Source organism: Streptomyces sp. NBC_00683 (genome assembly GCF_036226745.1).
Lineage (GTDB): Bacteria > Actinomycetota > Actinomycetes > Streptomycetales > Streptomycetaceae > Streptomyces.
Genome location: NZ_CP109013.1, coordinates 6074243 through 6095792, shown reverse-complemented (window position 1 = coordinate 6095792; position 21550 = coordinate 6074243). Strand labels below are relative to the sequence as shown.

The 21550-nt window shown below is 71.1% G+C and carries 23 protein-coding genes and 1 other RNA gene; 14 read left to right on the top strand and 10 right to left on the bottom strand.

What is annotated here, in order from left to right:
- Positions 1-4 precede the first annotated feature (4 nt).
- Positions 5-1669 (bottom strand): alkaline phosphatase D family protein, encoded by a 1665-nt coding sequence (locus OG257_RS27220; RefSeq protein ID WP_329211659.1) that lies wholly within the window; start codon positions 1667-1669, stop codon positions 5-7.
- 142 nt (positions 1670-1811) lie between these two features.
- On the opposite strand from OG257_RS27220, the gene OG257_RS27215 reads away from it, so the two are divergent.
- The 3 genes from OG257_RS27215 to OG257_RS27205 all read left to right on the top strand — a co-directional run bounded on the left by OG257_RS27215 (position 1812) and on the right by OG257_RS27205 (position 4172).
- Positions 1812-2570 (top strand): SDR family oxidoreductase, encoded by a 759-nt coding sequence (locus OG257_RS27215; RefSeq protein WP_329211657.1) that lies wholly within the window; start codon positions 1812-1814, stop codon positions 2568-2570.
- Between the two features lie 157 nt (positions 2571-2727).
- Positions 2728-3195 carry a lamin tail domain-containing protein gene (locus OG257_RS27210; RefSeq protein ID WP_329211655.1) on the top strand — a complete coding sequence of 156 codons (468 nt, stop codon included), beginning with the start codon at positions 2728-2730 and terminating at the stop codon, positions 3193-3195.
- A gap of 122 nt (positions 3196-3317) precedes the next feature.
- Entirely contained in the window at positions 3318-4172 is an 855-nt protein-coding gene (locus tag OG257_RS27205; RefSeq protein WP_329211653.1) for a PhzF family phenazine biosynthesis protein, read from the top strand.
- 24 nt (positions 4173-4196) lie between these two features.
- On the opposite strand, the gene OG257_RS27200 is transcribed toward OG257_RS27205, so the two are convergent.
- Positions 4197-4808 (bottom strand): TetR/AcrR family transcriptional regulator, encoded by a 612-nt coding sequence (locus OG257_RS27200; RefSeq protein ID WP_329211651.1) that lies wholly within the window; start codon positions 4806-4808, stop codon positions 4197-4199.
- Between the two features lie 104 nt (positions 4809-4912).
- Between OG257_RS27200 and OG257_RS27195 the strand changes: the two genes are divergently transcribed.
- Together OG257_RS27195 and OG257_RS27190 are read left to right on the top strand one after the other, a co-directional pair.
- On the top strand, positions 4913-6364 hold the full coding sequence (locus OG257_RS27195; RefSeq protein WP_329211649.1) for an MFS transporter: 1452 nt from the start codon (positions 4913-4915) through the stop codon (positions 6362-6364).
- Between the two features lie 43 nt (positions 6365-6407).
- On the top strand, positions 6408-6974 hold the full coding sequence (locus tag OG257_RS27190) for a GNAT family N-acetyltransferase (protein ID WP_329211647.1): 567 nt from the start codon (positions 6408-6410) through the stop codon (positions 6972-6974).
- Between the two features lie 39 nt (positions 6975-7013).
- Here OG257_RS27190 and OG257_RS27185 read toward each other — a convergent pair whose 3' ends face one another.
- The 6 genes from OG257_RS27185 to OG257_RS27160 form a co-directional block, all read right to left on the bottom strand.
- Positions 7014-7469 carry a pyridoxamine 5'-phosphate oxidase family protein gene (locus OG257_RS27185; protein ID WP_329211645.1) on the bottom strand — a complete coding sequence of 152 codons (456 nt, stop codon included), beginning with the start codon at positions 7467-7469 and terminating at the stop codon, positions 7014-7016.
- A gap of 78 nt (positions 7470-7547) precedes the next feature.
- On the bottom strand, positions 7548-8174 hold the full coding sequence (locus OG257_RS27180; RefSeq protein WP_329211643.1) for a glyoxalase: 627 nt from the start codon (positions 8172-8174) through the stop codon (positions 7548-7550).
- Between the two features lie 5 nt (positions 8175-8179).
- On the bottom strand, positions 8180-8647 hold the full coding sequence (locus OG257_RS27175) for a helix-turn-helix transcriptional regulator (RefSeq protein ID WP_329211642.1): 468 nt from the start codon (positions 8645-8647) through the stop codon (positions 8180-8182).
- A 148-nt stretch (positions 8648-8795) separates the two neighbouring features.
- Positions 8796-9206 carry a VOC family protein gene (locus OG257_RS27170; protein WP_329211640.1) on the bottom strand — a complete coding sequence of 137 codons (411 nt, stop codon included), beginning with the start codon at positions 9204-9206 and terminating at the stop codon, positions 8796-8798.
- Positions 9207-9269: 63 nt separating this feature from the next.
- Entirely contained in the window at positions 9270-10151 is an 882-nt protein-coding gene (locus OG257_RS27165) for a glycosyltransferase family 2 protein (protein WP_329211639.1), read from the bottom strand.
- Between the two features lie 65 nt (positions 10152-10216).
- Positions 10217-10726 (bottom strand): GNAT family N-acetyltransferase, encoded by a 510-nt coding sequence (locus tag OG257_RS27160; protein WP_329211637.1) that lies wholly within the window; start codon positions 10724-10726, stop codon positions 10217-10219.
- A gap of 495 nt (positions 10727-11221) precedes the next feature.
- Between OG257_RS27160 and OG257_RS27155 the strand changes: the two genes are divergently transcribed.
- The 9 genes from OG257_RS27155 (at position 11222) to OG257_RS27115 (ending at position 20367) form a co-directional block, all read left to right on the top strand.
- Positions 11222-13693: a glycoside hydrolase family 3 protein gene (locus OG257_RS27155; RefSeq protein WP_329211635.1), complete on the top strand. Its 2472-nt coding sequence runs from the start codon at positions 11222-11224 to the stop codon at positions 13691-13693.
- 93 nt (positions 13694-13786) lie between these two features.
- Positions 13787-14683 carry an aminotransferase class IV gene (locus OG257_RS27150; protein ID WP_329211633.1) on the top strand — a complete coding sequence of 299 codons (897 nt, stop codon included), beginning with the start codon at positions 13787-13789 and terminating at the stop codon, positions 14681-14683.
- An 11-nt stretch (positions 14684-14694) separates the two neighbouring features.
- Entirely contained in the window at positions 14695-15225 is a 531-nt protein-coding gene (locus tag OG257_RS27145) for an NUDIX hydrolase (protein ID WP_329211631.1), read from the top strand.
- Positions 15215-15511, top strand: coding sequence for a hypothetical protein (locus OG257_RS27140; protein WP_329211628.1), 297 nt, complete (start codon positions 15215-15217; stop codon positions 15509-15511). The genes OG257_RS27145 and OG257_RS27140 overlap by 11 nt, the downstream gene beginning before the upstream one ends.
- The gene (locus tag OG257_RS27135) at positions 15508-16746 is read left to right on the top strand and encodes an NAD(P)/FAD-dependent oxidoreductase (RefSeq protein WP_329211626.1); all 1239 of its coding nucleotides are present in this window, start codon (positions 15508-15510) and stop codon (positions 16744-16746) included. The genes OG257_RS27140 and OG257_RS27135 overlap by 4 nt, the downstream gene beginning before the upstream one ends.
- Before the next feature lie 69 nt (positions 16747-16815).
- Positions 16816-17820, top strand: a complete 1005-nt coding sequence (locus tag OG257_RS27130; RefSeq protein WP_329211624.1) for an ABC transporter ATP-binding protein — start codon at positions 16816-16818, stop codon at positions 17818-17820.
- Positions 17817-18650 carry an ABC transporter permease gene (locus OG257_RS27125; RefSeq protein ID WP_329211622.1) on the top strand — a complete coding sequence of 278 codons (834 nt, stop codon included), beginning with the start codon at positions 17817-17819 and terminating at the stop codon, positions 18648-18650. The genes OG257_RS27130 and OG257_RS27125 overlap by 4 nt, the downstream gene beginning before the upstream one ends.
- Positions 18651-18653: 3 nt before the next feature.
- The gene (locus tag OG257_RS27120; RefSeq protein ID WP_329211620.1) at positions 18654-19517 is read left to right on the top strand and encodes an ABC transporter permease; all 864 of its coding nucleotides are present in this window, start codon (positions 18654-18656) and stop codon (positions 19515-19517) included.
- A 4-nt stretch (positions 19518-19521) separates the two neighbouring features.
- The gene (locus OG257_RS27115) at positions 19522-20367 is read left to right on the top strand and encodes an HAD family hydrolase (RefSeq protein WP_329211618.1); all 846 of its coding nucleotides are present in this window, start codon (positions 19522-19524) and stop codon (positions 20365-20367) included.
- A 129-nt stretch (positions 20368-20496) separates the two neighbouring features.
- Here the strand turns inward: OG257_RS27115 and rnpB are convergent.
- Positions 20497-20898: RNase P RNA component class A (gene rnpB, locus OG257_RS27110), an RNA gene on the bottom strand.
- Positions 20899-20948: 50 nt separating this feature from the next.
- Positions 20949-21473 (bottom strand): TetR/AcrR family transcriptional regulator, encoded by a 525-nt coding sequence (locus tag OG257_RS27105; RefSeq protein WP_329211616.1) that lies wholly within the window; start codon positions 21471-21473, stop codon positions 20949-20951.
- Positions 21474-21550: the final 77 nt, after the last annotated feature.

The window sequence follows — 21550 nt, the reverse complement described above, 5'->3', positions numbered from 1 at the left end:
CGGGTCACGCGGGGGTGAGTCCCGGGTTCCCGGCCTCGGTCACGAAGGACGCGGCCGTGCCCACGGGCGCGCCGGGCGTGGTGACGGCCGACACCGTACGGAAGTCGGCGCGTGCCTGGTCCGTGCCGAGGGTGACGAGGGCGTAGCCGCGGCGGCCGTTGTAGAACTTCATGTGCGGGTTGGCCTGGGTCTGGTTGGTCCAGTTGGCCGGCTTCTCGGCGCCGTCCTTGCCGCTGGCGATCGAGGTGGCCACGATCTCCGTGCCGACGGTCCGGGACGACGGGTCGTCGAAGTCCTTCTTCAGGTCGAAGCCGTAGCCGACGTGGACGTCCCCGGTCAGCACCATCAGGTTGTCGACCCCGGCGGCCTCCGCCCCGTCCATGAGCCGCTGCCTGGAGGCCGGGTAGCCGTCCCACGAGTCCATGGACAGCTTGAAGGCGTCCGTGGGCACGTCACGCCGCTGGGCGAAGGTGACCTGTTGCGGCACGACGTTCCAGCGGGCGCGGGAGTTCTTCCAGCCGTCGAGCAGCCAGCGCTCCTGGGCGGCTCCCGTCATGGTGCGCGTCGGGTCCTCGGACTCGGGTCCGGGGACCTTCCAGCCGTCGCCGTACGCCTGGTTGCTGCGGTACTGGCGGGTGTCGAGGATGTCGAACTGGGCGAGCCGGCCGAACTCCAGGCGGCGGTAGAGCCGCATGTCGGGGCCGGTGGGGCGCTGCGGGGTGCGCAGCGGCTGGTTCTCCCAGTAGGCACGGTAGGCGGCGGCCCTGCGCAGCAGGAACTCCTCCGGCGGGACGCTGTTCTCCGGGGTGTCGCCCGCGTAGTTGTTCTCGGTCTCGTGGTCGTCCCAGGTGACGACGAAGGGGTGGGCCGCGTGGGCGGCGCGCAGATCGGGGTCGGACTTGTAGAGGCCGTACCGCATCCGGTAGTCCTCCAGCGTGACCGTCTCCCGGTTGTAGTGGGCCGAGAGGGTGCGGTCGGTGTAGTTGCGGGCGCCGCCCGTGGCCGTGACCGCGTACTCGTAGAGGTAGTCGCCGAGGTGGAAGACCACGTCGACGTCCTCGGCCGCGAGGTGCTTGTAGGCGGTGAAGTAGCCGTCGTGGTAGGCCTGGCAGGAGACGGCGGCCAGGGTCAGCGAGCTGTTGCGGGCGCCGCGTGCGGGGGCCGTGCGGGTTCGGCCGGCGGGGCTGATCCAGCTGCCGGTACGGAAGCGGTAGTAGAAGGTCCGGTCCGGGTCGAGGCCGTCGACGTCCACGCGGACGCTGTGGCCGAACTCCGGGTGCGCGGTGACGGATCCGCGCCGGACGATCCGGGCGAAGCGCTCGTCGCGGGCGACCTCCCAGCGGACCTGTACACGCGTGGCCGGCAGTCCGCCGTCCGCTTCGAAGGGGCGGGGCGCGAGTCTTGTCCACAGGAGGACGGAGCCGGGCAGCGGGTCGCCCGAGGCGACGCCGAGGGTGAAGGGGTCCTCGGTGATCTTCCGGGCGTCGAGCTCGGCGGCGCTCGCGGCACCTGCGGCGGGCAGGTTGACGGCGAAGGCCAGTGCGGCGGCGGCGCCGGTGACGGTGAGGAACCTGCGGCGGTCCACGCCGGACCCGAGCCGCCGCGCGGCGCTGCGGAGCTCGGCGGAATGCCCCTGCTGACCGGGCGTGCTGATCTGTGCGGCTGTCATATGCCCCTCCCCTGCCGGATGCTGTCAGAAGCATTGGAGTGCGGGGCGACGACTTGCCGTTGGCGGGTACACAACATCCGTGTGGCGGTGCGATGAGCACCGGGTGCCCTGCGCCGCCAAACCTCCCGTACGCTGCCGGGCCATGAACGCTGAGCAGAGAATCGCTGTCGTCACGGGTGCGGGATCGGGCATCGGCCGGGCCGTCGCCCTCACTCTCGACGGGGCCGGCTGGACGGTGATCCTGGCGGGGCGGCGCCAGGAGCCCCTCGAGGAGACCGCCGCCGCGGCCGGTGGCCCGGGGGACACCGTGTGCGTGCCCACCGACGTGTCGGACCCGGACGAGGTGACGGCGCTCTTCTCGCTGGCCCGGGAGCGCTTCGGCCGCCTCGATCTGCTCTTCAACAACGCGGGGACGTTCGGACCGCGCTCGGTACCGGTCGAGGACATCGCGTACGAGGACTGGCGCACGGTGGTGGACGTCAATCTGACGGGGGCGTTCCTGTGCGCGCAGGCGGCGTACCGCCTGATGAAGGAGCAGGACCCGCAGGGCGGCCGGATCATCAACAACGGCTCCGTCTCCGCGCACGCCCCCCGCCCGCACTCGATCGCGTACACCGCGACGAAGCACGCCATGACGGGTCTGACGAAGTCGCTGTCACTGGACGGCCGTCCGTACCGGATCGCCTGCGGGCAGATCGACATCGGCAACGCGGCGACCGACATGACGGAGCGGATGCAGACGGGAATCCTCCAGGCCAACGGCGAGGTGGCCGTCGAACCGGTGATGGCGGCGGCCGACGTGGCCCGGACGGTCCTGCACATGGCGGAGCTGCCGCTGGAGGCGAATGTGCAGTTCGCGACGGTCATGGCGACCGCGATGCCGTACGTGGGCCGGGGCTGACACCTCGGCGGCCGGACCGCTCGGGTCCCCGTATCCGCATGCCCGAACCCGTCGCAAAATGACCGAGTTTGCTGATTTCCGCAGCCACCACCGCGTAAGCGCATGCTGCCCGTATGCTGCTGACCTTCACCAGATGAACACAGAAGGAACACATAGCATGCGCATACGCACCGCCGCGCCTCTCGCCCTGGCCGCCGCCACCGCTCTGGCCGGCTCGCTCCTCGCCACGGCTCCGGCCTCGGCGGCTTCCCACCAGGGCGGACTGCACCTCGGCAAGATCCAGTACAACAGTCCCGGCAGCGACACCGGGACGAACACGTCCCTGAACGCCGAGTTCGTGGACATCCACAACAACGGCACGGTGAAGCTCCAGCTCAAGGGCTACCGGCTGAAGGACAACACCGGGTACACGTACACCTTCGGCAGCTACACGGTCGCCGCGGGCAAGACGGTCCGGGTCCACACGGGCAAGGGCAGCAACGCCGGGGCCCACGTGTACTGGAACCGCGGTTGGTACGTCTGGAACAACACCGGCGACAAGGCCCGGCTGTACAAGCCCAGCGGCTCGCTCCAGGACTCCTGCTCCTGGACCAGCTCGATCACCGGAATCAAGGTCTGCCACTGACCGCAGTGAACGGCCGCCGCGGTCCGGGGGGTCCGCGGTCCGGCCAGGGGGTGGTACGGGGGGTCAGGGCCCCGTACCACCCCTCGGGAATTCCCCTGACCGCGCTTCAGTTGTCGTGTGGCATGAGCCGACTCCCCAGCACCGAGGTGCTGCGCTACACCGTCTTCTCCGCCGACCCGGACGGGGGCAATCCCGCCGGTGTCGTGCTGGACGCCTCCGGTCTCGACGACGCGGCGATGCTCTCCGTCGCGGCGGAACTGGGCTACAGCGAATCCGCGTTCCTCACCGCATCCGACGGCCGGGGCGGGCACACGATCCGCTACTTCAGCCCCAAGGCCGAGGTCCCCTTCTGCGGCCATGCGACGGTCGCGACGGCCATCGCCCTCGCCGAACGCGACGGCCCGGGCGACCTACTGTTCGCCACCCCCGCCGGTACGGTCCCGGTCACCGTCGCCCGGGACGGCGACGAGCTCCGCGCGACCCTCACCAGCGTCGAGCCGCAGGTCTTCGACATCGGACCGGATGACCTGGCGGAGGCCCTGGCCGCACTGGACTGGCCGGCCACCGACCTCGACCCGGCCCTGCCGCCCCGCATCGCCTACGCGGGCGCCCGCCACCTGGTGCTCGCCGCCGCGACCCGTGAGCGACTGGCGGACCTGGACTACGACTTCGCCCGCCTGGAAGCCCTGATGCACCGCCTGGACCTGACCACGCTCCAGCTGGTCAGCCGCGAGTCGGCGACCGTCTTCCACGTCCGCGACCCGTTCCCGGTCGGCGGCGTGGTGGAGGACCCGGCCACGGGCGCGGCGGCGGCGGCTTTCGGCGCGTACAGCCGGGAGCTCGGCCTCGTCCCGGACGACGCCGTCCTCACCCTCCACCAGGGAGCGGACATGGGCCGCCCCGGCACGCTCACCGTGGAACTGCGCCCGGACGACACCCGGATCAGGGTGAGCGGCACGGGAACCCGCATCGGCTGACCGGCACCGACCGCGGCGGCCCCCTCAGACCACGTACACACCTGCCCGCGCCGCCACCGCCGCCGCCTCCGCCGCGCGGTCGGCGGCGGCTTCGTCGAGGGGGTCGCCGCTGGCCAGCAGCCGGTAGTAGAGCGGCGCGGAGACGGCCCTGATCACCTCGGCCGCGTCGGTGCCTGCGGGCAGCTCGCCCCGCTCGACCGCCGCGTCGACACAGCCCGACCACTCCGCGATGCGCACGGCGTAGAAGCGGTGCAGCGCCTCGGCCGTACGGGCGTCACAGGTGGACGCCGCGATCACGGCGGCGAAGAGCGCGCCCTGGCGCGGGTCGGTCAGGGTCCGCACCACCAGCCTGGCGTTCGCCCTGAGGTCCTCGTCCAGCGAACCCGTGTCCGTACGCGGTACGGACTGCTCCGCCATGTCCGTGAGCAGATCGGCGACCAGACCGGCGGTACCGGACCAGCGACGGTAGACCGTCGTCTTGCCGACCTCGGCGCGTCGTGCGACATCCGCGAGGTCGAGCCGGTCGAATCCCTGCTCGACCAGCGCGTCACCGGCCGCCCGCAGGACCGATTCCCGCACCCGGGCCGTGCGCCCACCGGGCCGGACCATGCCCGGCTCCGCTCCTTCAGCATCCATAACGGGCCTCCAGTTCCATTAATAGCCCCAGTCCTGTTACGGTGACACCACCCTAACGGAACCACGGACCCGTTAGAGCCATCCGCTTCAGGAAAGGGCTCCCCATGTCCACGTCCGGCACAGCACCCCTCACCGCCCCGGCTCCTCCGGCTCCTCCCCTGCTCCGCATGACCGGACGGCAGAAGCTCGTCCTCGTCCTGCTCCTCGGCGCACAGTTCATGATCGCCGTGGACTTCTCGATCCTGAACGTCGCCCTGCCCGCCGTCGGCGAAGGGCTCGGCTTCTCCCTCTCCCACCTCCAGTGGATCGCCACCTCCTTCGCGCTGGCCGCCGCCGGATTCACCCTGCTGTTCGGCCGCATCGCCGATCTCGTCGGCCGTAAGCGCCTGTTCATCGGTGGCATGGTCGTCCTCGGCCTGTCCTCCGTACTCGGCGGGCTCGCCACCTCCCCCGAGGTGCTGCTCACCGCACGGGTCCTGCAGGGCCTGGCCACCGCTGCCGTCACCCCGGCCGGACTCGCGCTGCTCACCACGGCGTTCAAGGAGGGGCCCCTGCGCGAACGCGCCCTCGGCCTCAACGGCGCCCTGATGTCGGCCGGCTTCACCGCCGGGGCGATCCTCGGCGGACTGCTGACCGACCTGCTCTCCTGGCGCTGGGCCTTCTTCGTCAACGTCCCCGTCGCCGCACTCGTCGTGGCCCTCGCCCCGTCCGTGATCAGCGACTCCCGGCCGGCCGAACGCCCCCGGCTCGACGTGCCGGGCGCCGCGACCGTCACCGGCGGCCTGCTGCTCCTCGTGTTCGGGCTGACACAGGCCGGCGAGTCCGGCTGGCTGGCGCCGACGACCCTGGCCGCACTGCTCGCGGGCGCGGCCCTCCTCGTCGCCTTCCTGTTCGTCGAGAAGCGGGCGGCGGCGCCCCTGGTCCCGGTGCACATCCTGAAGCGGCGCAGCGTCGTCTGGGGCAACGCCACCGGGCTGATCGCCTTCGTCACCGAGACCTCCCTGGTCTTCCTGCTCACGCTCTACCTCCAGGAGGTCCTCGGCTACTCGCCGCTCGCCACCGGCCTCGCCTTCGGCGTCCTGGGCGCCGGAACCGTCATCGGCGGCATGCTCGGCGGCCGTGCGGTGGGCAGGTTCGGCAACCGGCGCACGATCGTCCTGGGCGGCGTCGTCCAGGCCGCCGCCACCCTCTCCCTCGTGGCGCTCGGCACCTCCGGCGGCTGGATCCAGCTCCTGCTGGCCGCGACCTTCGTCGGCGGCATCGGCAACATGCTGATGATCGTGGGCTTCATGGTCACCTCCACCTCCGGACTCCCCGACGAGGAGCAGGGCCTGGCCACCGGGCTGGCCACGATGACGCAGCAGGTCGGCATCACGATGGGCATCCCGGTCATGAGCGCGGTCGTCACCGCGCGGATGGGAACGGCCACGGGGCCCGACGCGGTGCTGTCCGGCGTCTCGGCCGCGGTCCTGGTCAACTCGGCACTGGTCCTGGCCGGTGCCCTGCTCGCCGGAGCCTTCCTCGGCAGGCCCGGCGCGCGGACATCCGCCGGGTGAGTCGGGCCCGGTCCGGGGACGTGTTCGCGAAAGGATGACGGCCATGGCACGCCCCCTTACCGTTCCCAGCCTCACCGCCGGAGCCGACTTCGTCCTGCGCCCCTGGGAGATGAGCGATCTGCCCCTCGTACGCGAGGTGGCGGCGGACGACTACATCCCGCTGATCACCACGATCCCCTCGCCGTACTCGGAGGCGGAGGCGGAGGCGTACGTCCGGCGCCAGTGGGAACGGGCGGCCACCGGCGCCGGCTACCCGTTCGCCATCGTCCGCACCCGGGACCGACGGCCGGTCGGCTCCATCGGGCTGTGGCTCGGGGACGAGGCCGAGGGCCGCGCGTCGGTCGGGTACTGGATGAGCGAACGCGCCCGCCGGCAGGGCGTGGCCGGCGCGGCGCTCCGTACGGTCACCACCTGGGCCCTGCACGACCTCCGCATCCCCCGCGTCCAACTCCTCGTCGAGCCGTGGAACACCGCGTCGGCACGCACCGCGGAGAGTGCCGGGTACCGGCCCGAGGGGCTGATGCGTAGCTGGCAGCAGGTCGGGGAACACCGCCGGGACATGGTCATGTACGCCCAGCTGAACGGTGATGCGCCCGCCCACGGCTCCTGATCTGCCGCACGGCGCGCCGGGTGTGCTCCCGTGCGGCGGTCAGGCGAGCCAGCGGCCGTCGCGCATGAGGTCGCGCCCCTGCAGCTCGTTCGCCTCGCGCCAGGCCTGGATGCGCCGCGGCCGGATCAGGAAGTACTGGTAGGGCTCGTCGAGGCCGCGCGGGTCGAAGCCGGTCCTGGCCGCGAACGCGTCGCCCGTCCCCGGGGCGAGGCCGTCGACGTCCACCGGCTCGGCGATGCCGTCGACGACCACGGCATCGCGGGTCGGCCCGAGGCTGAGGCGCACCCGCTGGTCCGCCAGCAGGTTGCGTCCGGTGATCGAGGCGCGCGGCGTCGAGACGAGGAACGCGGTCCCGTCCCAGAGGTACGAGAGCGGGATGAGGTGGACGCCGCCCGGGGAGCCCGACGTCGCGACCCAGAGGTCGACGTCGCTCTCCAGTTTCGCGCGGGTGTCCCGCAGCCTCTCCTCACGTCCACGCGGCGGCGCGCCCGTCATGATTCCTCCAGTCGTGGGTGGAGAGCCCGTCCTTCGGGGACGGGCTCCGTCAGCAGTGGCAGGTGTGGTGGTGGCACGTCAGGACGTGAGGGGCGACGATGCGGCCTCCCAGGCGAAGCCGTCCGGGTCGGTGAAGGGTTCGGCTCCGCCGCCGATCACGAGGCGGTGCGATCCGGTGCCGTCGGGAGAGACACCGGCATCCTTGGCGAGGGCACGGCGCCGGTACAGCGCCAGCTTGACGGGACCCGGTCCGGCGGCGAACTCGACGTACACACGGCCGAAGCTCTTCGCCACGGCCAGGCCCTGGGCGGCGTAGAACCGCTTGCTCGCGACCACGTCGGCGACTCCCAGCAGGAGCACGATCGCGTCGATCTGCCGGGTGGCGGGGCCGGTGTCCTTCTTGGCCGAGGTCGCGACCTTCCAGATCGCCCCGTCCGGGGCCTGTACGACACCGCCGTAGCCCCACAGCGACTTCGCGGCAGGCTTCAGCGGGGTGGCACCCGCGTCGACGGCCGCGTCGACGAGGCTGTTGACGTCGGCCGGCTGCGACACCGTGAGCGAGAGCGTGTACCCGCGGAAGCCGGTGGTGGGTTCCTCCGAGGCCCGCAGGCCGATCTGCTTGTCCAGACCGAAGGCGGTCGAGTAGAAGTGTTCGGCGGCCGAAGGGTCGGCCACGCCGAGGGTGACGGATTCGATGGAAGTCATGGTCATCACGCTAGTTGCGGCTCGACGGCCGGGGCTTCTTGATTCCTGACCGGTCTGGTCACCTGTTTGGCCACACACGCCGGCATCCCCGGGACAGCGCCCGCCGCGGCGCGCCGGTAGGCGCCGGGCGACATGCCGACCAGTTCGGTGAAACGGGTGCTGAACGTGCCCAGCGAGGAGCAGCCGACCGCGAAGCAGACCTCGGTGACGCTGAGGTCGCCACGCCGCAGCAGCGCCGTCGCGCGCTCGATGCGCCGCGTCATCAGGTACGAGTACGGCGATTCGCCGTACGCCAGCCGGAACTGACGGCTGAGGTGCCCGGCGGACATGTGCGCGCCGACGGCGAGCGCCTCGACGTTCAGCGGCTGGGCGTACTCCCGGTCGATCCGGTCGCGGACGCGGCGTATTCGGACGAGGTCGTCGCTCGGGCGCTGCGCCGCGATGCGTGCGCGCCCCCACGAGGGATGGCACATGGGAGGACTCCTTTTCGTCGGTGTCCGCGAGCATCCGAAGGCATGCCGAAGCACGCCGCGAGGTGCTCGACGGCGGTGGGCGGTCTGCCGGTTTCTCCTCAGGCGGTCGTCGGTCCGGCCGTCACGGCCGGACCGGCGACCGGACGGATCAGCGGAGTTCCTGGATGCGGACCAGGTTGCCCGCGGGATCGCGGAAGGCGCAGTCGCGGATGCCGTACGGCTGGTCGGTGGGCTCCTGGACGATCTCGGCGTCGCCGGCCTGCACCTTCTCGAAGGTTCCGTCGAGGTCCGGGGTGGCCAGCAGGATCCAGCCGTAGGTGCCCTTGGCCATCATCTCGGCGATGGTGCGGCGCTCGTCCTCGGTGATCCCGGGGTCGGCGGCCGGCGGCGCCAGGAGGATGGAGGTGCCGGGCCGGCCGACGGGGCCGACCGTGATCCAGCGCATCTTGCCCTGTCCGACGTCACTGCGGACCTCGAAGCCGAGGACGTCGCGGTAGAAGGCCAGGGAGGCGTCCGGGTCGTCGTGCGGGAGGAAGCTCGCGTGAATGCTGATGTCCATGACGATCAGGTTAGGCGCGGGTCCGTGACCCGCGCTTCTCGAATCCTGACCGATCCGGCGCCCTCAGAGGATCGGCGGGCGCCCCAGCCGCGTCATCGTCCACACGGTGCGCCACTTCATCGGCCTGCGCGGGGCGCAGGGCGTCCGTACGCCTTCGGCGAAGCCTCCCCACCATGCTCGAAGGCCGGTCAGGGACCGCATTCGCGCCATGGTGAGGACGATCCACACACCGAGATAGACCGGGATCAGGGGAACGGGAAGCCGGCGGCGGGCGAGCCACACCCGGTTGCGGGCGGTGAACCGGTAGTAGACCGCGTGCCGGGCAGGCGACGTCTTCGGGTGCTGGAGGACGAGCTCGGGTTCGTAAAGGATCTTCCACCCCGCGTCGAGCGCCCGCCAGGCCAGGTCGGACTCCTCGTGCCCGAAGAAGAACTCCGAGGGCCACAGGCCGGTCTCCCTGAGCATGGGCATCGAGAAGGCGTGTCCGCCACCGAGGAACGCGGTCACCGGGCCGCGGCGCATCGGATCGTCGGCACGCAGCCGGGGCACCCAGCGCCGCTCCGTGTGCCCGTGTTCGTCCGCGACCCGGAAGCCGATGATCCCCAGCCCGGGGTCGGCCGCGAACAGCCCCTGGACCGTGCGGAACACGTCGTCGGCGACGAGCAGGCCGTCGTCGTCCAGCTCGATGACGGCGTCGACCTCGCCCGAGTCGCGCAGCATCTCCAGACCGACGTTCCGGCCTCCCGGGCAGCCCAGGTTCTCGTCGAGCGGAACCTTGGTCACGTTCTCCGCAACGTCCACGCCGGTGAGGGGCGTCGCGTTGCCGATCAGCACCACTCTCGCCGCGGGAACGTCCTGCTTCTCCACCGAGGCGAGCAGCGCCTCCAGCTCACGCGGGCGGTTCCCCATCGTCACGATGACGACTCCGAGGCGTGGCAAGGACATGGCGGCGTACTCCCGTGCTCGGCGACGAAGCCGATGCTAAGGGCTATCCCGTCGTCCCCGGTGGATCAGCGCGCGGCGTCAGGCGCGGCCGCGCTCCACCGGTACAGGACGTCGGGCTCCTTCTCCTCGTTGCGGCTGCCGTCGTCGTAGGACACCGCGGTGAACCCGTGCCGCTCGTAGAAGGCGCGGGCGGCGGTGTTGCGCTGGAACGTGTACAGGCTCAACTCCCCTCCCGAGGCCTCCTTGACCAGGGTGAGGAGCTGCGAGCCGATGCCGCGGCGCAGGGAGCCGGGGCGCAGGTAGAGCTGGTCGAGTTCGGCCCCGTCCGTGTCCAGCGAGGCGAACCCGAGCACGTCCCCGTCCTGGTTCTCGGCGACCCACACCGTGCTTCCAGGGAGCACGACGTGGGTGATCCAGGCGAGCGTGTCCTCATCGCTGTGGACCCGGGGCAGATAGGGCAGGGCGTCGGCCCGCGAGTCCAGGAAGACCCGGGTGATCTCCTCGGCGTCCCGAACCGACGCGGCGCGCAGCTGTATCGCGGTCCCTGTCTGCTGTGCCGACTCGTCCGAAGTCATCCCGTTCGCTCCCTCGCTCGTGAACGCACAGCTATACCAGGGGCGTCGGGGAACGGCGCGGCCTTTTCCGGGCCGGGCCGTGCCGTTCCCCGACGCGCGCGGATCGGCTCGGATCGGCTCGGCTTGTGGGGGTGCGAGGGGGATGGTGCAGCTTGCCGGGAGTGGGCCGGGGTGTCCAACTCGCCTATGCCAAAAGCTTGTTGACAAGCTATTGGGCCGGTGCCAGGATTCAGACTTCGATACGGAGAGCGCTCTCTTGTCGGTTGTCTCCGCAGCTCAGCCCGCCGTCCGGTACAGCCCCTCGCGCCGACCGTCGGCGGTCCGCCCGCAGCTCTCCCCCCGGTTCCCGTCGCGCGTCGGGTCCGTCACGCCGGTCACGCCGTGGGCAGTTCGCGGCGTCGGCCGCACGAGCCCCGGTACACCGCACGCCTCGGAAAACCGCACGACTCGGACCACCGCACGCCCCTACGTCGCAGGAGGAGCACGTTGAATCGGTTGGACCATCTCCCGGCCTGGCCACGCCTGCTGTCGGACATCGGCATCGACCGGGCGGTCGAGGAGGCCGCCCGCGGGATCCTCGTCCAGATGACGGTCGAGGAGAAGATCGGGCAGATGATCCAGCCCGACCTGGTCGAGCTGACCGCGGAGGACGTCCGTGCCTACAGGATCGGCTCCGCACTGAACGGCGCCGGACGCTGGCCGGGCGGGAACCGCAGGTCAGGTGCGAAGGAGTGGGCCAGCACGATCAGCGAGTTCTGGGAGGCGGCCGAGGAGGCCTACCGGGACAGGCCGTTCCGGATTCCGTTCATGTGGGCGAGCGACGCCGTGCACGGGCACAACAACGTCCACGGGGCCACGATCTTCCCGCACAACATCGGCCTGGGCGCCGCACGCGACCCCGAGCTGGTCCGCCGGATCGGCGCGGCCACCGCCCGGGAGGTCGCGGCGACAGGGATGGACTGGACGTTCGCCCCCACGGTGACCACGCCGCGGGACCTGCGCTGGGGCAGGTGCTACGAGGGGTACTCGCAGGACCCGGAGATCGTGCACGCCTACGCGCACGCCATGGTCAAGGGTCTGCAGGGCGAGGCCGAGTCCCTGCGCGCCGGTTCCGGGGTCGTCTCCTGCGTCAAGCACTGGGTCGGGGACGGCGGCACCTTCGAGGGCGAGGACCGGGGCATCGCCCGGTGCAGCGAGGACGAACTGCGCAACGTCCACTCCAGGGGCTTCTTCGCCGGGATCGAGGCAGGCGCCCAGTCGGTCATGGTGACCTACAGCGGCTGGGAGGGGTCGGGCCGCGTCGAGACACGGATCCACGGCAGCCAGTACCTCGTCACGGACGTCCTGAAGGACGCGCTCGGCTTCGACGGCATCGTCATCGGGGACTGGGACGCCCACCCCTACGTCGAGGGCTGCACGCCCGGCGACGCCGGGAACGTCATCAGGGCAGGTGTCGACGTCCTCATGGTCTCGACCCGCGAGAAGTGGCAGGCGGTGTACCGCAGCGCGGTCGAACAGGTGCGGTCCGGTGCCATCCCGATGTCCCGCATCGACGATGCCGTACTGCGCATCCTGCGGGTCAAGCAGCGGGCCGGCCTGTGGGACAAGCAGCCGCCCGCGGAGCGCCGGCCGGAGGACCGGGCCACCGCCCTCGGCGCCCCCGAGCACCGGGAACTCGCCCGTACGGCCGTCCGCAAGTCCCTGGTGCTCCTCAAGCACGACAACGCCGCGCTGCCGCTGGCCCGCACCTCGAAGGTGCTGATCACGGGCAGTGCAGCGGACGCGGTCCGCAAGCAGACCGGCGGGTACACGGTGACCTGGCAGGGCGACGACGTCGGCATGGACGACTTCCCCGGGGGCCTCACCGTGGCGGACGCCGTCAGGTCCGTCGTCGGTGAGGACCGGTGCACGGTCGATCCGCACCTGGAGCACGCGGACCCCTCGGAGTACGACGTCGTCCTGGTGGCGATCGGCGAGGACCCCTACGCGGAGATGTTCGGCGACATCAAGCCGTGGCGCAGCATCGCCTACGCCGAGCTGAAGCCCGCCTACGCGCACGACCTCGCCGTACTCCGCAGACTGCGGGAGTCCGCGTCGAAGGTCGTCACCGTCGCGTTCGGCGGACGCCCGCTGTACATGACCGAGGAGATCAACCTCTCCGACGCGTTCGTCGCGGCCTGGCTGCCCGGACCCGACGCCAGGGGCATCACCGACCTCCTCTTCCTCGACGCCCAGGGGCAGCGGGCCCACGATTTCCAGGGCCGGCTGAGCTTCGCCTGGCCCCGCGGCCGCCACGCGGCGACCGTGGACTCCGGCCACGAACCGCTCTTCCCGTACGGGTACGGGCTCACCCTGCAGGCAACCGGCGACGCGGCCACCGGCTCCACCGGGCCGCTTCCTCTCGACGAGGAGGAGGAGACCGCGGGAGCCCCGTCGCTCACCGCCTCCCGCGTGGCGATCGGGCCGGGCACGGATCCCTATGTCTTCGAGTACAGCGCCACGGACAACGGGCCGCAGCCGATCGCGTCCGAGAGCAGGACGGAGACCGCCTTCATCTCCGTGGAGCCGATCGACCACCTGGGGCACCGCGACGCCATCTCGCTGACCTTCAGGGACATCAGGACCTTCGTGTACGCGCGGGAGAGCGGCGGAAAGCCGTACGACCTCCGTGACCTCGCGGCGGCGGGCGGCAGGCTCTCCTTCCATGTGCGGGTCTTCGAGGCACCGGCCGGGCCCTTCCACCTGACCTGCCACGACGACTACCCCCAGCAGCCGGCGCTCGACATCGCCGACCGGCTGCGGGAGCTGCCGGTCGGCGAGTGGGTGCCCTTCGAGGTGCCGCTGGCCGAACTGGCCGCAGTGGGAGTCGAGTTCGACCATGTCGACGTGCCGTTCATGGTCTACACGGAACAGCCGGCCCGCCTCGACATCGGCGGAATACAACTCGTGGCGACGCCACGCGCGTAGTGCAGCAGTGCGAACGGACAGGGAACGCGTCGCGGACGAGCACGGGGTCCGCTCGCGGCAGATGGGGATCTGCCGGAACGAGGGTGGGGGACTGTGGGCGAGCGAGTGATGTGGTTCGACGGAACCTGTGTGCCGTGGGAGGAGGCCAGGGTCCATGTCTGGGACGAGCTGGCGCTCCGCGGTGCCAACGTGTTCGAGGGGATGACCGCGTTCTGGGACGAGGAGGCACAGGAGCACCGGCTCCTGGCCGGGGAACAGCACGTGGACCGGCTCTTCGGGTCCGCGCGCATCGCCGACATCCCCACGCGCTACGACCGGGAAGAGGTCTTCGCCGCGCTGTCCGAGGTCGCGGCCCGGCATCCGGGCGTCGACGTGTATCTGCGTCCGACGTTCTACGCGGCACGCGGACGGTCGAGCCTGGCCCCCGAGAGCGTGGGAGCCATGTACATCGGCGGATTCGAGTTCCGGCCGGTGACCCCGCCCGCGGTGCGCGCCGCCGTGAGCGGCCACAGCCGCTACGGCGGGCCCATCGGTCCCCTGGCCAAGTCCGGCGGCTCCTACCTCGACTTCCGCGTGTTCGAGCGTGAGCGCCTCACCCATGGCGTCGAGCACATCATCATCCTCAACGAGCGGGGCCACGTCGCCGAGGCGGACGGGGCGGCCGTCCTGCTCGTCCGCGACAGGACCGTTCTCGTCCCCCCGGTCAGCGCCGGGGTGCTGGACTCCATCACCAAGCGGATCCTGCTCGACATCGCGCGGGGCCTCGGGTACGCGGTCACCGAGCGGGCCGTGCTGCGCGAGGAACTGTACGGAGCGCAAGTGGTGCTCGCCGGCACCCTGCTGGGCGTCCGGCTCGTCGACAGCGTCGACGGTACGACCCCTCACCAGGCACGCGACACCTCCTGCGCCCGGGAGCTGGCCGATGCGTACGAAGGACTCTGCCGCGGCGAACACCCCCTGTCCAAGGCGTTCCTGCAGCCACTGACCTGAGCGGGTGTCCGATGCGTGAAACCCAGAGCGACACGGTGCACCGCAACCCCTGGTTCTCCGTGCTGCGCAAGCGGTACGAGGACGCCGTGGGCGGCCGGCACGAGTACTTCATGGTCAGCAAGGCGGACTCCGTCCTGGTGGCCGCACGCCTGGGCGGGCGGTACGTCGTGGTCGACCTCCCGAGGCCCGCCTTCGACGGCTCGCGCAGCATCGAGTTCCCCCAGGGCGGTATCGGTGAGGGCGAGTCACCCGAGGACGCGGCGCGGCGCGAGGCCCTGGAGGAGACCGGCCACCGGGTGACGGCCCTGCGGCACCTGGGGACCTTCGCGGAGAGCAGCGGGTTCTCCGTGACCTCCTGCCATGCCTACCTCGCGGACGTGGTCGAATCCGGTCCGACCGACCGGGACCCCTTCGAGCAGGACATGGAAGTACGCACGCTGTCGTGGCACGACCTGTGCGCACTCGCACGCGGCAACGGGATCCAGGACTCCGCCACTCTCGCCGCGCTCGCACTGCTCAGGGCGGCGGACGATGTCGGCTGACACGGCGGAGGTCCTGGTCCCCCTCTTCATCGACGTACGGATCAGTCTGACCAGCGGTGATGTGACGTGTCGCCCGGGCACGGCACCGGACGCGCAGGAACGGCTGCTGCTGGCCGGCCTCGGCCCGCTGCGCTCCGCATCGGGGTGCGGAAACGCGGGCCTGGTGCTGGAGGCGGTCTCCGGGGCGCGGTGGCTCGTCGGGATCTCCGAGGAGTCGGGACTGGTGGCCTCCGTCGAACGCGTCCACCGGGTCCCGTCGGCGCCCGGTGCGGGGGAAGTGCGGTGACGCGCCGCTACGACGTCGTGGTAGCGGGCGCGGGCATGGCGGGAGTCCTGACGGCACTGGGGCTGGCCGGCCACGGCGTACGTGTCCTTCTGGTCGAGCCGCACGGGGTGGGCGCCGGCCAGTCCGGCCAGTCGCACGGCTATCTCCACCGGGGGTACGCGTACGGCCGCACCGAGCCGCTGCTGCCGCCGCTCCTCGGCCGCGCGCGGGTGCACTGGGACACCCTGCTGAGGGACACGCCACCGGTCACCTCGAACTCGGTCGTGTCGTTCTCCGACCCGGGGGCGGCGCGGGGCGCGACCGAGTTCTGGCGGTCCTGCGGCCTTCCGGTCTCCGCGGTGGAGGCACCCGACTGGCTGGGCGGCGGATTCGCGTCCTGCTTCAGGAGCGAGGAGGCCACCCACGACTTCGGTCCGGTGCTGCGTCACCTCGGTACGCGGATCGCCTCGTGCGGTGTGGACCTGAACGCGGGGACACTCACCGGGTTCTCCGAGGAACCGGGCAGTGTGTACTGCGAGTTCGAACGCCCGGACGGAACAGGTCTGACGGTCCGGAGCCGTGCGGTGGTCGTCGCCGCGGGAGCGGGCACGCCGGGGATACTCGCCCGCTCCGGGCTGCCGCCCGTCGTGCGCTGCCGCAAGTCGTTCGTGCTGGTACTCCGCGGGGACCTGCCCGTCATCAGCGCGGTGTTTCCGGCCAGCACCGAGCACGGGCTCTTCCTGGCGAGCAGAACCGGACACGAGAGCGGGACGACATGGCTCGTGTCCGACTTCCAGTCCTTCGACAGCGCCTGGGGCGCCTCCGGCCAGCTGCCCGGATGGTGGGCACACCGGATCCTGCTGACGCTCCGCAGGATCATCAGCCCCGAGCGGCTGGCGGGAGTCGCCACGGTCTCCGGCTACGCGGCCGTCAAGTCGGGCCTCGTACCGAGCAGCGGCACGGTCTCGCACGGACTGGGCCACGACTTCCTCGGCGGCCGCGCGATCGTCGCCAGCCCGTCGAAGCTCACCCTCGCTCCGCTGGCCGCCGAGAGAGCGATGCGGTCGGTGGCGCGCATCCTGAAGTTCCCGTTCGACGGCGCCGCCTGGGACCCCGTCCCGGCCGGGACGGCTCGGGGGGCCGAGGGGATCCGGCCCGGCGAGAAATGGGAGACCGGCCTGGACGCCGTCAAGGACCCGGACCTGGCGAGCGGTCCGCCGGACATCGCCGAGCTGAGCCGGCTGTTCTCGCGCTGACGCATCAACGGACGCATCGGACGCATCAACAGGGCGGTCACGTCCGACCGCCGACCGAAGGGAACTGGAATGCCGAGCGAATCTGCGGCCATCGTGACCCGCGGCCTCACCAAGACGTACAGAGTGAGGCGGCCGGCCACCGGCCGCTTCGGCACTGTGCGGTCGCTCATCAGCCCGGTGAAGGACGAGCGCACCGTCGTCTCCGATCTGACTCTGTCCGTGGACCGCGGTGAACTCGTGGGCCTGCTCGGGCCGAACGGCGCCGGCAAGTCGACGTCCATCAAGATGCTGACCGGGATCCTCACACCGACGTCCGGCGAGGTGTACGTCGACGGACGCGTCCCGCAGCAGGACCGGACGGCCAACGCCCTGTCCGTCGGTGCGGTCTTCGGCCAGAAGACCCAGCTGTGGTGGGACCTGCCGGCCCGCCACTCCTTCGGCCTGATCCGGGACATCTTCAGCATCTCCCTCCACGACTACGAGCACCGGCTGCGCGATGTCGACCAGGTGCTGGGCGTATCGGAGTTCTGGGACACCCCGGTGCGGCTGATGTCGCTCGGGCAGCGGGTCCGCTGCGACCTGGCGGCGGCGGTGCTGCACGACCCGGCGATCCTCTTCCTGGACGAGCCCACGATCGGGATGGACGTGGTCGCCAAGGAGCGCACGCGCGCGTTCCTGTTGCAGCAGGTGCACGACCGGGGCCGCGCGGTCGTCCTGACGACCCATGACATGACCGATGTGGCCCGGCTGTGCGAGCGGGTGCTGCTCATCAACCACGGCAGGCTGATGTTCGACGGAACGCTCGACGACATGAAGAAGCAGCACGGCGCCCGCAGGGTCGTCAGCGTCACCTTCGGTGAGCCGGTGGCGCAGGTGCTGGTGCCCGGTGCGCGGGTGCTCTCCCACGAAGGGACGCGCGCCACGCTCGCGCCGGAGGGCGACAGCACGCCCGAGGATGTCGTACGGGCCCTGATCGCCCGGTTCCCCGTGGTCGGCATGGCGGTCGAGGAGACCGACCTGGAGGAACTGATGCGCAACGCCTATGAGGCCGAGAACGAAACCCAGTTCGCATGAGTGCCGTTGCTGCCGCCCAGGCACCCGTCCGGAGCCGCGCCTGGCGGATCTGGCGCATCGCCCCCCTCTACCAGACCATCGCCTACCGGGGCCGCTTCTTCCTCGCGCCGTTCATGCTGGGAGTGCAGATATACCTGTACTACCTGCTGTGGACGGCGGTCTACCGCGGCAGGACGTCCGTCGCCGGGCTGGACGTCGACCAGGCCGTCGGCTACGTGATCCTCGCGATCCTGCTGGGCCGCATCCGGTGGAACAGCCGCATGGTCTCCAAGGACGCCCTGCCGCAGCGCACCCGCGAAGGCACGATCGTCTACTGGTTCCTCAGACCGATCTCACCGGGCCGCTACTACATGTACCGCTCCATCGGAGACATGGCGTACGGAGCGATGTGGGCGCTCGTCGGCTACCTGGTCGCCCTCGCGACGGGGGCGCTGCAACCACCTGCCTCGGCTGCCGTGGGCGCGGTGTTCGTGGTGAGCCTGGTGCTCGGGCAGATCATCCTGTACTACCTCGGCCAGCTGGTCGACCTCGCGACCTTCTGGCTCGTCTCGAACACCGGACTGACACGCATGTACAGCTTTGTGCAGGACCTGCTCTCGGGGGTGTTCGTCCCGCTCTGGTTCCTGCCCGGCTGGCTGCTGACCACGGCGTCGGTGCTGCCCTTCGCGACGACGATCAGCGTCCCCATCTCGATATACGTGGGCCGGATTCCGCTCGATCAGGCCCCCCGGCACCTGGTGGAAGAAGTGTGCTGGGTCGTCGTACTCGCCCTGCTCACCCGGTTCGTCTGGTCGCGCGCGGCCCGGCGCGTGACCGTTCAGGGAGGCTGAGCAGTGACAGTGACGGCCGATGGTGCCCCCGTCTCGCGGATCCGGGCCCGCGCCCGCCGGACCGCGCACGTGCTGAGGTTCGTGCTCAAGGCAACCGCCGTGAACATCCGGGGCCGCATGGAGTACCCGGGCGACTTCGCGTTCGAGGTCGTGTTCGGCATTCTCTGGCAGACCTCCACACTCGCGTTCGCCGCCGTCCTGCTCACACGCTTCGACGGGCTCGGCAACTTCCCGGCCGGCGGCGTGCTCCTCATCGTCGGCATGCGGCTCATGGCGCACGGACTCTTCACCATGGTGTTCGGGAACCTGTCCGACGCCCTGCTGGAACTCGTGGAGGAGGGCAGGATCGAGGGATTCTTCCTGCGCCCGCTGTCCGTACTGACGCAGATCCTCATCAGCCGCTTCAACATCAACGCCCTGGGAGACTTCACCGTCGGCGTCACCGTGTGCGCGATGGCCGTCAGCCAGGCTCCGGTGGACTGGACGGCCGCAGCCGTGCTCTATCTCGTCGCGGCGATCATCGGCGGGGTCTTCCTGGAGGCGGCCGTCCAACTGCCGCTGGCCGCACTGCTGCTGCGCTCGCCGTTCGCGCACGGGGTGGGCAAATGGCTCGACGACATCATGGCGACGATCGGCAACTACCCGCTGTCGATCCTTCCCCTCTTCCTGCGGGGCGTCTTCACCTTCGTACTGCCCCTCGCGTTCGTCGCGTACTTCCCCGTGCTGGTCCTGCTGGACAGGACCCCGGAGAACGGCCTGCTCTCATGGCTGGCGCCCTGGTCACCGGCGGTCTGCCTGCTGCTGTTCCTGATCTCGAAACGGCTGTGGAACTGGAATCTCCGCCACTACCGCAGCACGGGAGGATGACCGCGTGACCACGGGAACAGCCACCGAAGCGGCGGCCAAGGGGCCGCTCCCGCGCCGGTTCTCCCTCGTGGCCACCGACCTGGACGGGACGCTGCTGCGCTCCGACCACACCGTGGGGGCCCGGACCAGGGCGGCGCTGGCGCTCGTCGCGGCACGGGGCGCGACGCACGTCGTCGTCACCGGCCGGTCCGTGTCCTGGACCCGGCACGTCCTGGCGGACCTGGGCTGCACGGGGCTCGCCGTCTGCGGGCAGGGCGGGCAGGTGTACGACGCGGCGGCGCACACACAGCTGACCTCCGTCATCCTCGACAGGGAACGCGCACGCCTGGCCCTCGCCCGTATCGAGGCCGTCACCGGGCCACTGGTGACTGCCGGCGACCGGGACGGCGTGGACGGCGAGGTGGTGGCAGCCCCCGGCTACCGGCTCGACCTCGCGGGCCAGGTGCCGATCGTGCTGAACGCGCGCCCGGACGCGCTGTGGGCGGCACCGCTCCGCAAGATCTACGTGCAGCACCCCGTGCTCGACGAGGACGCTCTGGCACTGATCGCGACGCGGGCCGCGGGGCACCTGGTGGGGGTGGCCAAGGCGGGCCCGGGCGAGATCGAACTGCTGCCGCTGGGCCTGGACAAGGCGACAGGCCTTGCCTACGTCGCCCGTCGCCTGGGCCTGACGGGCGCGGACACCGTCGCGTTCGGGGACATGCCGAACGACCTCCCGATGCTCGACTGGGCCGCCCACGGCGTGGCCATGGCCGGTGCCCATCCCGAACTCAGGGCGGCGGCGGACGAGATGGCACCGGGCAACGACGAGGACGGTGTCGCCGTCGTACTCGAGCGGCTGTTCGCGTGAACCCGAGCTGCCCCCGGATCGGGAGGAGGGAATGCCCTTCCCGTCACCCGGAGCAGTAAGCCACCGAAAGACCGGAAAGGGCCCCCGACACAGGTCGGAGGCCCTTTCGAGGCAGAACCGCAAAGGCGGCAGACGAGTCGGGCTGTACGCCGGGTTCTGTCGCCCGGTCGCCTCGCGGCGGCCGGGGAGACGGCCATCCATCTAGGACCGGCATTGCTGCCGGTCTCGTGCGGTCTACCCGCGAACTCGGGCGAGCAGCCCTCGGACGTTCGCGCAGGACCGTCTTGCGACGGTCCCTCTTGACCTTGCTCCGGGTGGGGTTTACCTAGCCGCCTGAGTCACCTCAGGCGCTGGTGGTCTCTTACACCACCGTTTCACCCTTACCCGGGACCTAGGTCCCGGGCGGTCTGTTTTCTGTGGCACTGTCCCGCGAGTCACCCCGGGTGGCCGTTAGCCACCACCCTGCCCTGTGGAGCCCGGACGTTCCTCGGGAGGATCCGGAGATCCTCACGCGGCCGTCCGCCCGGCTCGTCTGCCGTGTCGACCATGCTACCCGGCGGGGCGGGGCGCTCGGTTCGCCGTCAGACCGTGAAGGCCGCGATACCGGCCTCCCAGGCCGCCGAGAGGTCGGCGCCCGGCGGGAAGCGCCCGTTGAGTTCCAGGACCACCATCCCGTGGGCGAAGGCCCAGGCCGCCCGGCCCCGGTCCTCGTCACCACCGGCGGCGCGGAACAGCGGGGCCGCCGCGGCGTCCTGCACCCCGGCGGCGGGGTTCACGGGGCGGCCCATGGTGAGGAGGTAGAGGTGCGGGTGGGCCAGCGCGTAGGTGCGGTACGCCGCGGCGAGCGCCGAGAAGGAACCGGGGGCCTCCCGCTCCGCCGCTTCCAGTACCTCGGCCGCCTCCCCGAGCATCTCGCCGGCCAGGGCGGCCACCACGGACGACTTGTCCGGGAAGTACTTGTAGAGGGAGGGCGCAGTGAAGCCCACCCGGTCGGCCAGCCGGCGCATGGTGAGCGCCTCCGGGCCCTCCTCCTCCAGGAGTGCCCGGGCGGCGGCGACGATCTGCCGGGGCCTGCTGATCTCCTGGCCGGTGGCGAGGTCGCTCACGCGTGGTCCCTTTCTTGGTGCGGAGTCCGGGATTCCGTGTCCGAGGGCGCGATCGTACGAGACGGGGGCGAGCCGCC

Coding starts and splice junctions, on each gene's coding strand:
- OG257_RS27205 (WP_329211653.1), top strand. CDS start 3,318: ATGAGCCGACTCCCCAGCACCGAGGTGCTGCGCTACACCGTCTTCTCC.
- OG257_RS27215 (WP_329211657.1), top strand. CDS start 1,812: ATGAACGCTGAGCAGAGAATCGCTGTCGTCACGGGTGCGGGATCGGGC.
- OG257_RS27130 (WP_329211624.1), top strand. CDS start 16,816: ATGCCGAGCGAATCTGCGGCCATCGTGACCCGCGGCCTCACCAAGACG.
- OG257_RS27170 (WP_329211640.1), bottom strand. CDS start 9,206: ATGGACATCAGCATTCACGCGAGCTTCCTCCCGCACGACGACCCGGAC.
- OG257_RS27165 (WP_329211639.1), bottom strand. CDS start 10,151: ATGTCCTTGCCACGCCTCGGAGTCGTCATCGTGACGATGGGGAACCGC.
- OG257_RS27160 (WP_329211637.1), bottom strand. CDS start 10,726: ATGACTTCGGACGAGTCGGCACAGCAGACAGGGACCGCGATACAGCTG.
- OG257_RS27220 (WP_329211659.1), bottom strand. CDS start 1,669: ATGACAGCCGCACAGATCAGCACGCCCGGTCAGCAGGGGCATTCCGCC.
- OG257_RS27125 (WP_329211622.1), top strand. CDS start 17,817: ATGAGTGCCGTTGCTGCCGCCCAGGCACCCGTCCGGAGCCGCGCCTGG.
- OG257_RS27175 (WP_329211642.1), bottom strand. CDS start 8,647: ATGTGCCATCCCTCGTGGGGGCGCGCACGCATCGCGGCGCAGCGCCCG.
- OG257_RS27210 (WP_329211655.1), top strand. CDS start 2,728: ATGCGCATACGCACCGCCGCGCCTCTCGCCCTGGCCGCCGCCACCGCT.
- OG257_RS27190 (WP_329211647.1), top strand. CDS start 6,408: ATGGCACGCCCCCTTACCGTTCCCAGCCTCACCGCCGGAGCCGACTTC.
- OG257_RS27185 (WP_329211645.1), bottom strand. CDS start 7,469: ATGACGGGCGCGCCGCCGCGTGGACGTGAGGAGAGGCTGCGGGACACC.
- OG257_RS27195 (WP_329211649.1), top strand. CDS start 4,913: ATGTCCACGTCCGGCACAGCACCCCTCACCGCCCCGGCTCCTCCGGCT.
- OG257_RS27180 (WP_329211643.1), bottom strand. CDS start 8,174: ATGACTTCCATCGAATCCGTCACCCTCGGCGTGGCCGACCCTTCGGCC.
- OG257_RS27140 (WP_329211628.1), top strand. CDS start 15,215: ATGTCGGCTGACACGGCGGAGGTCCTGGTCCCCCTCTTCATCGACGTA.
- OG257_RS27200 (WP_329211651.1), bottom strand. CDS start 4,808: ATGGATGCTGAAGGAGCGGAGCCGGGCATGGTCCGGCCCGGTGGGCGC.
- OG257_RS27145 (WP_329211631.1), top strand. CDS start 14,695: ATGCGTGAAACCCAGAGCGACACGGTGCACCGCAACCCCTGGTTCTCC.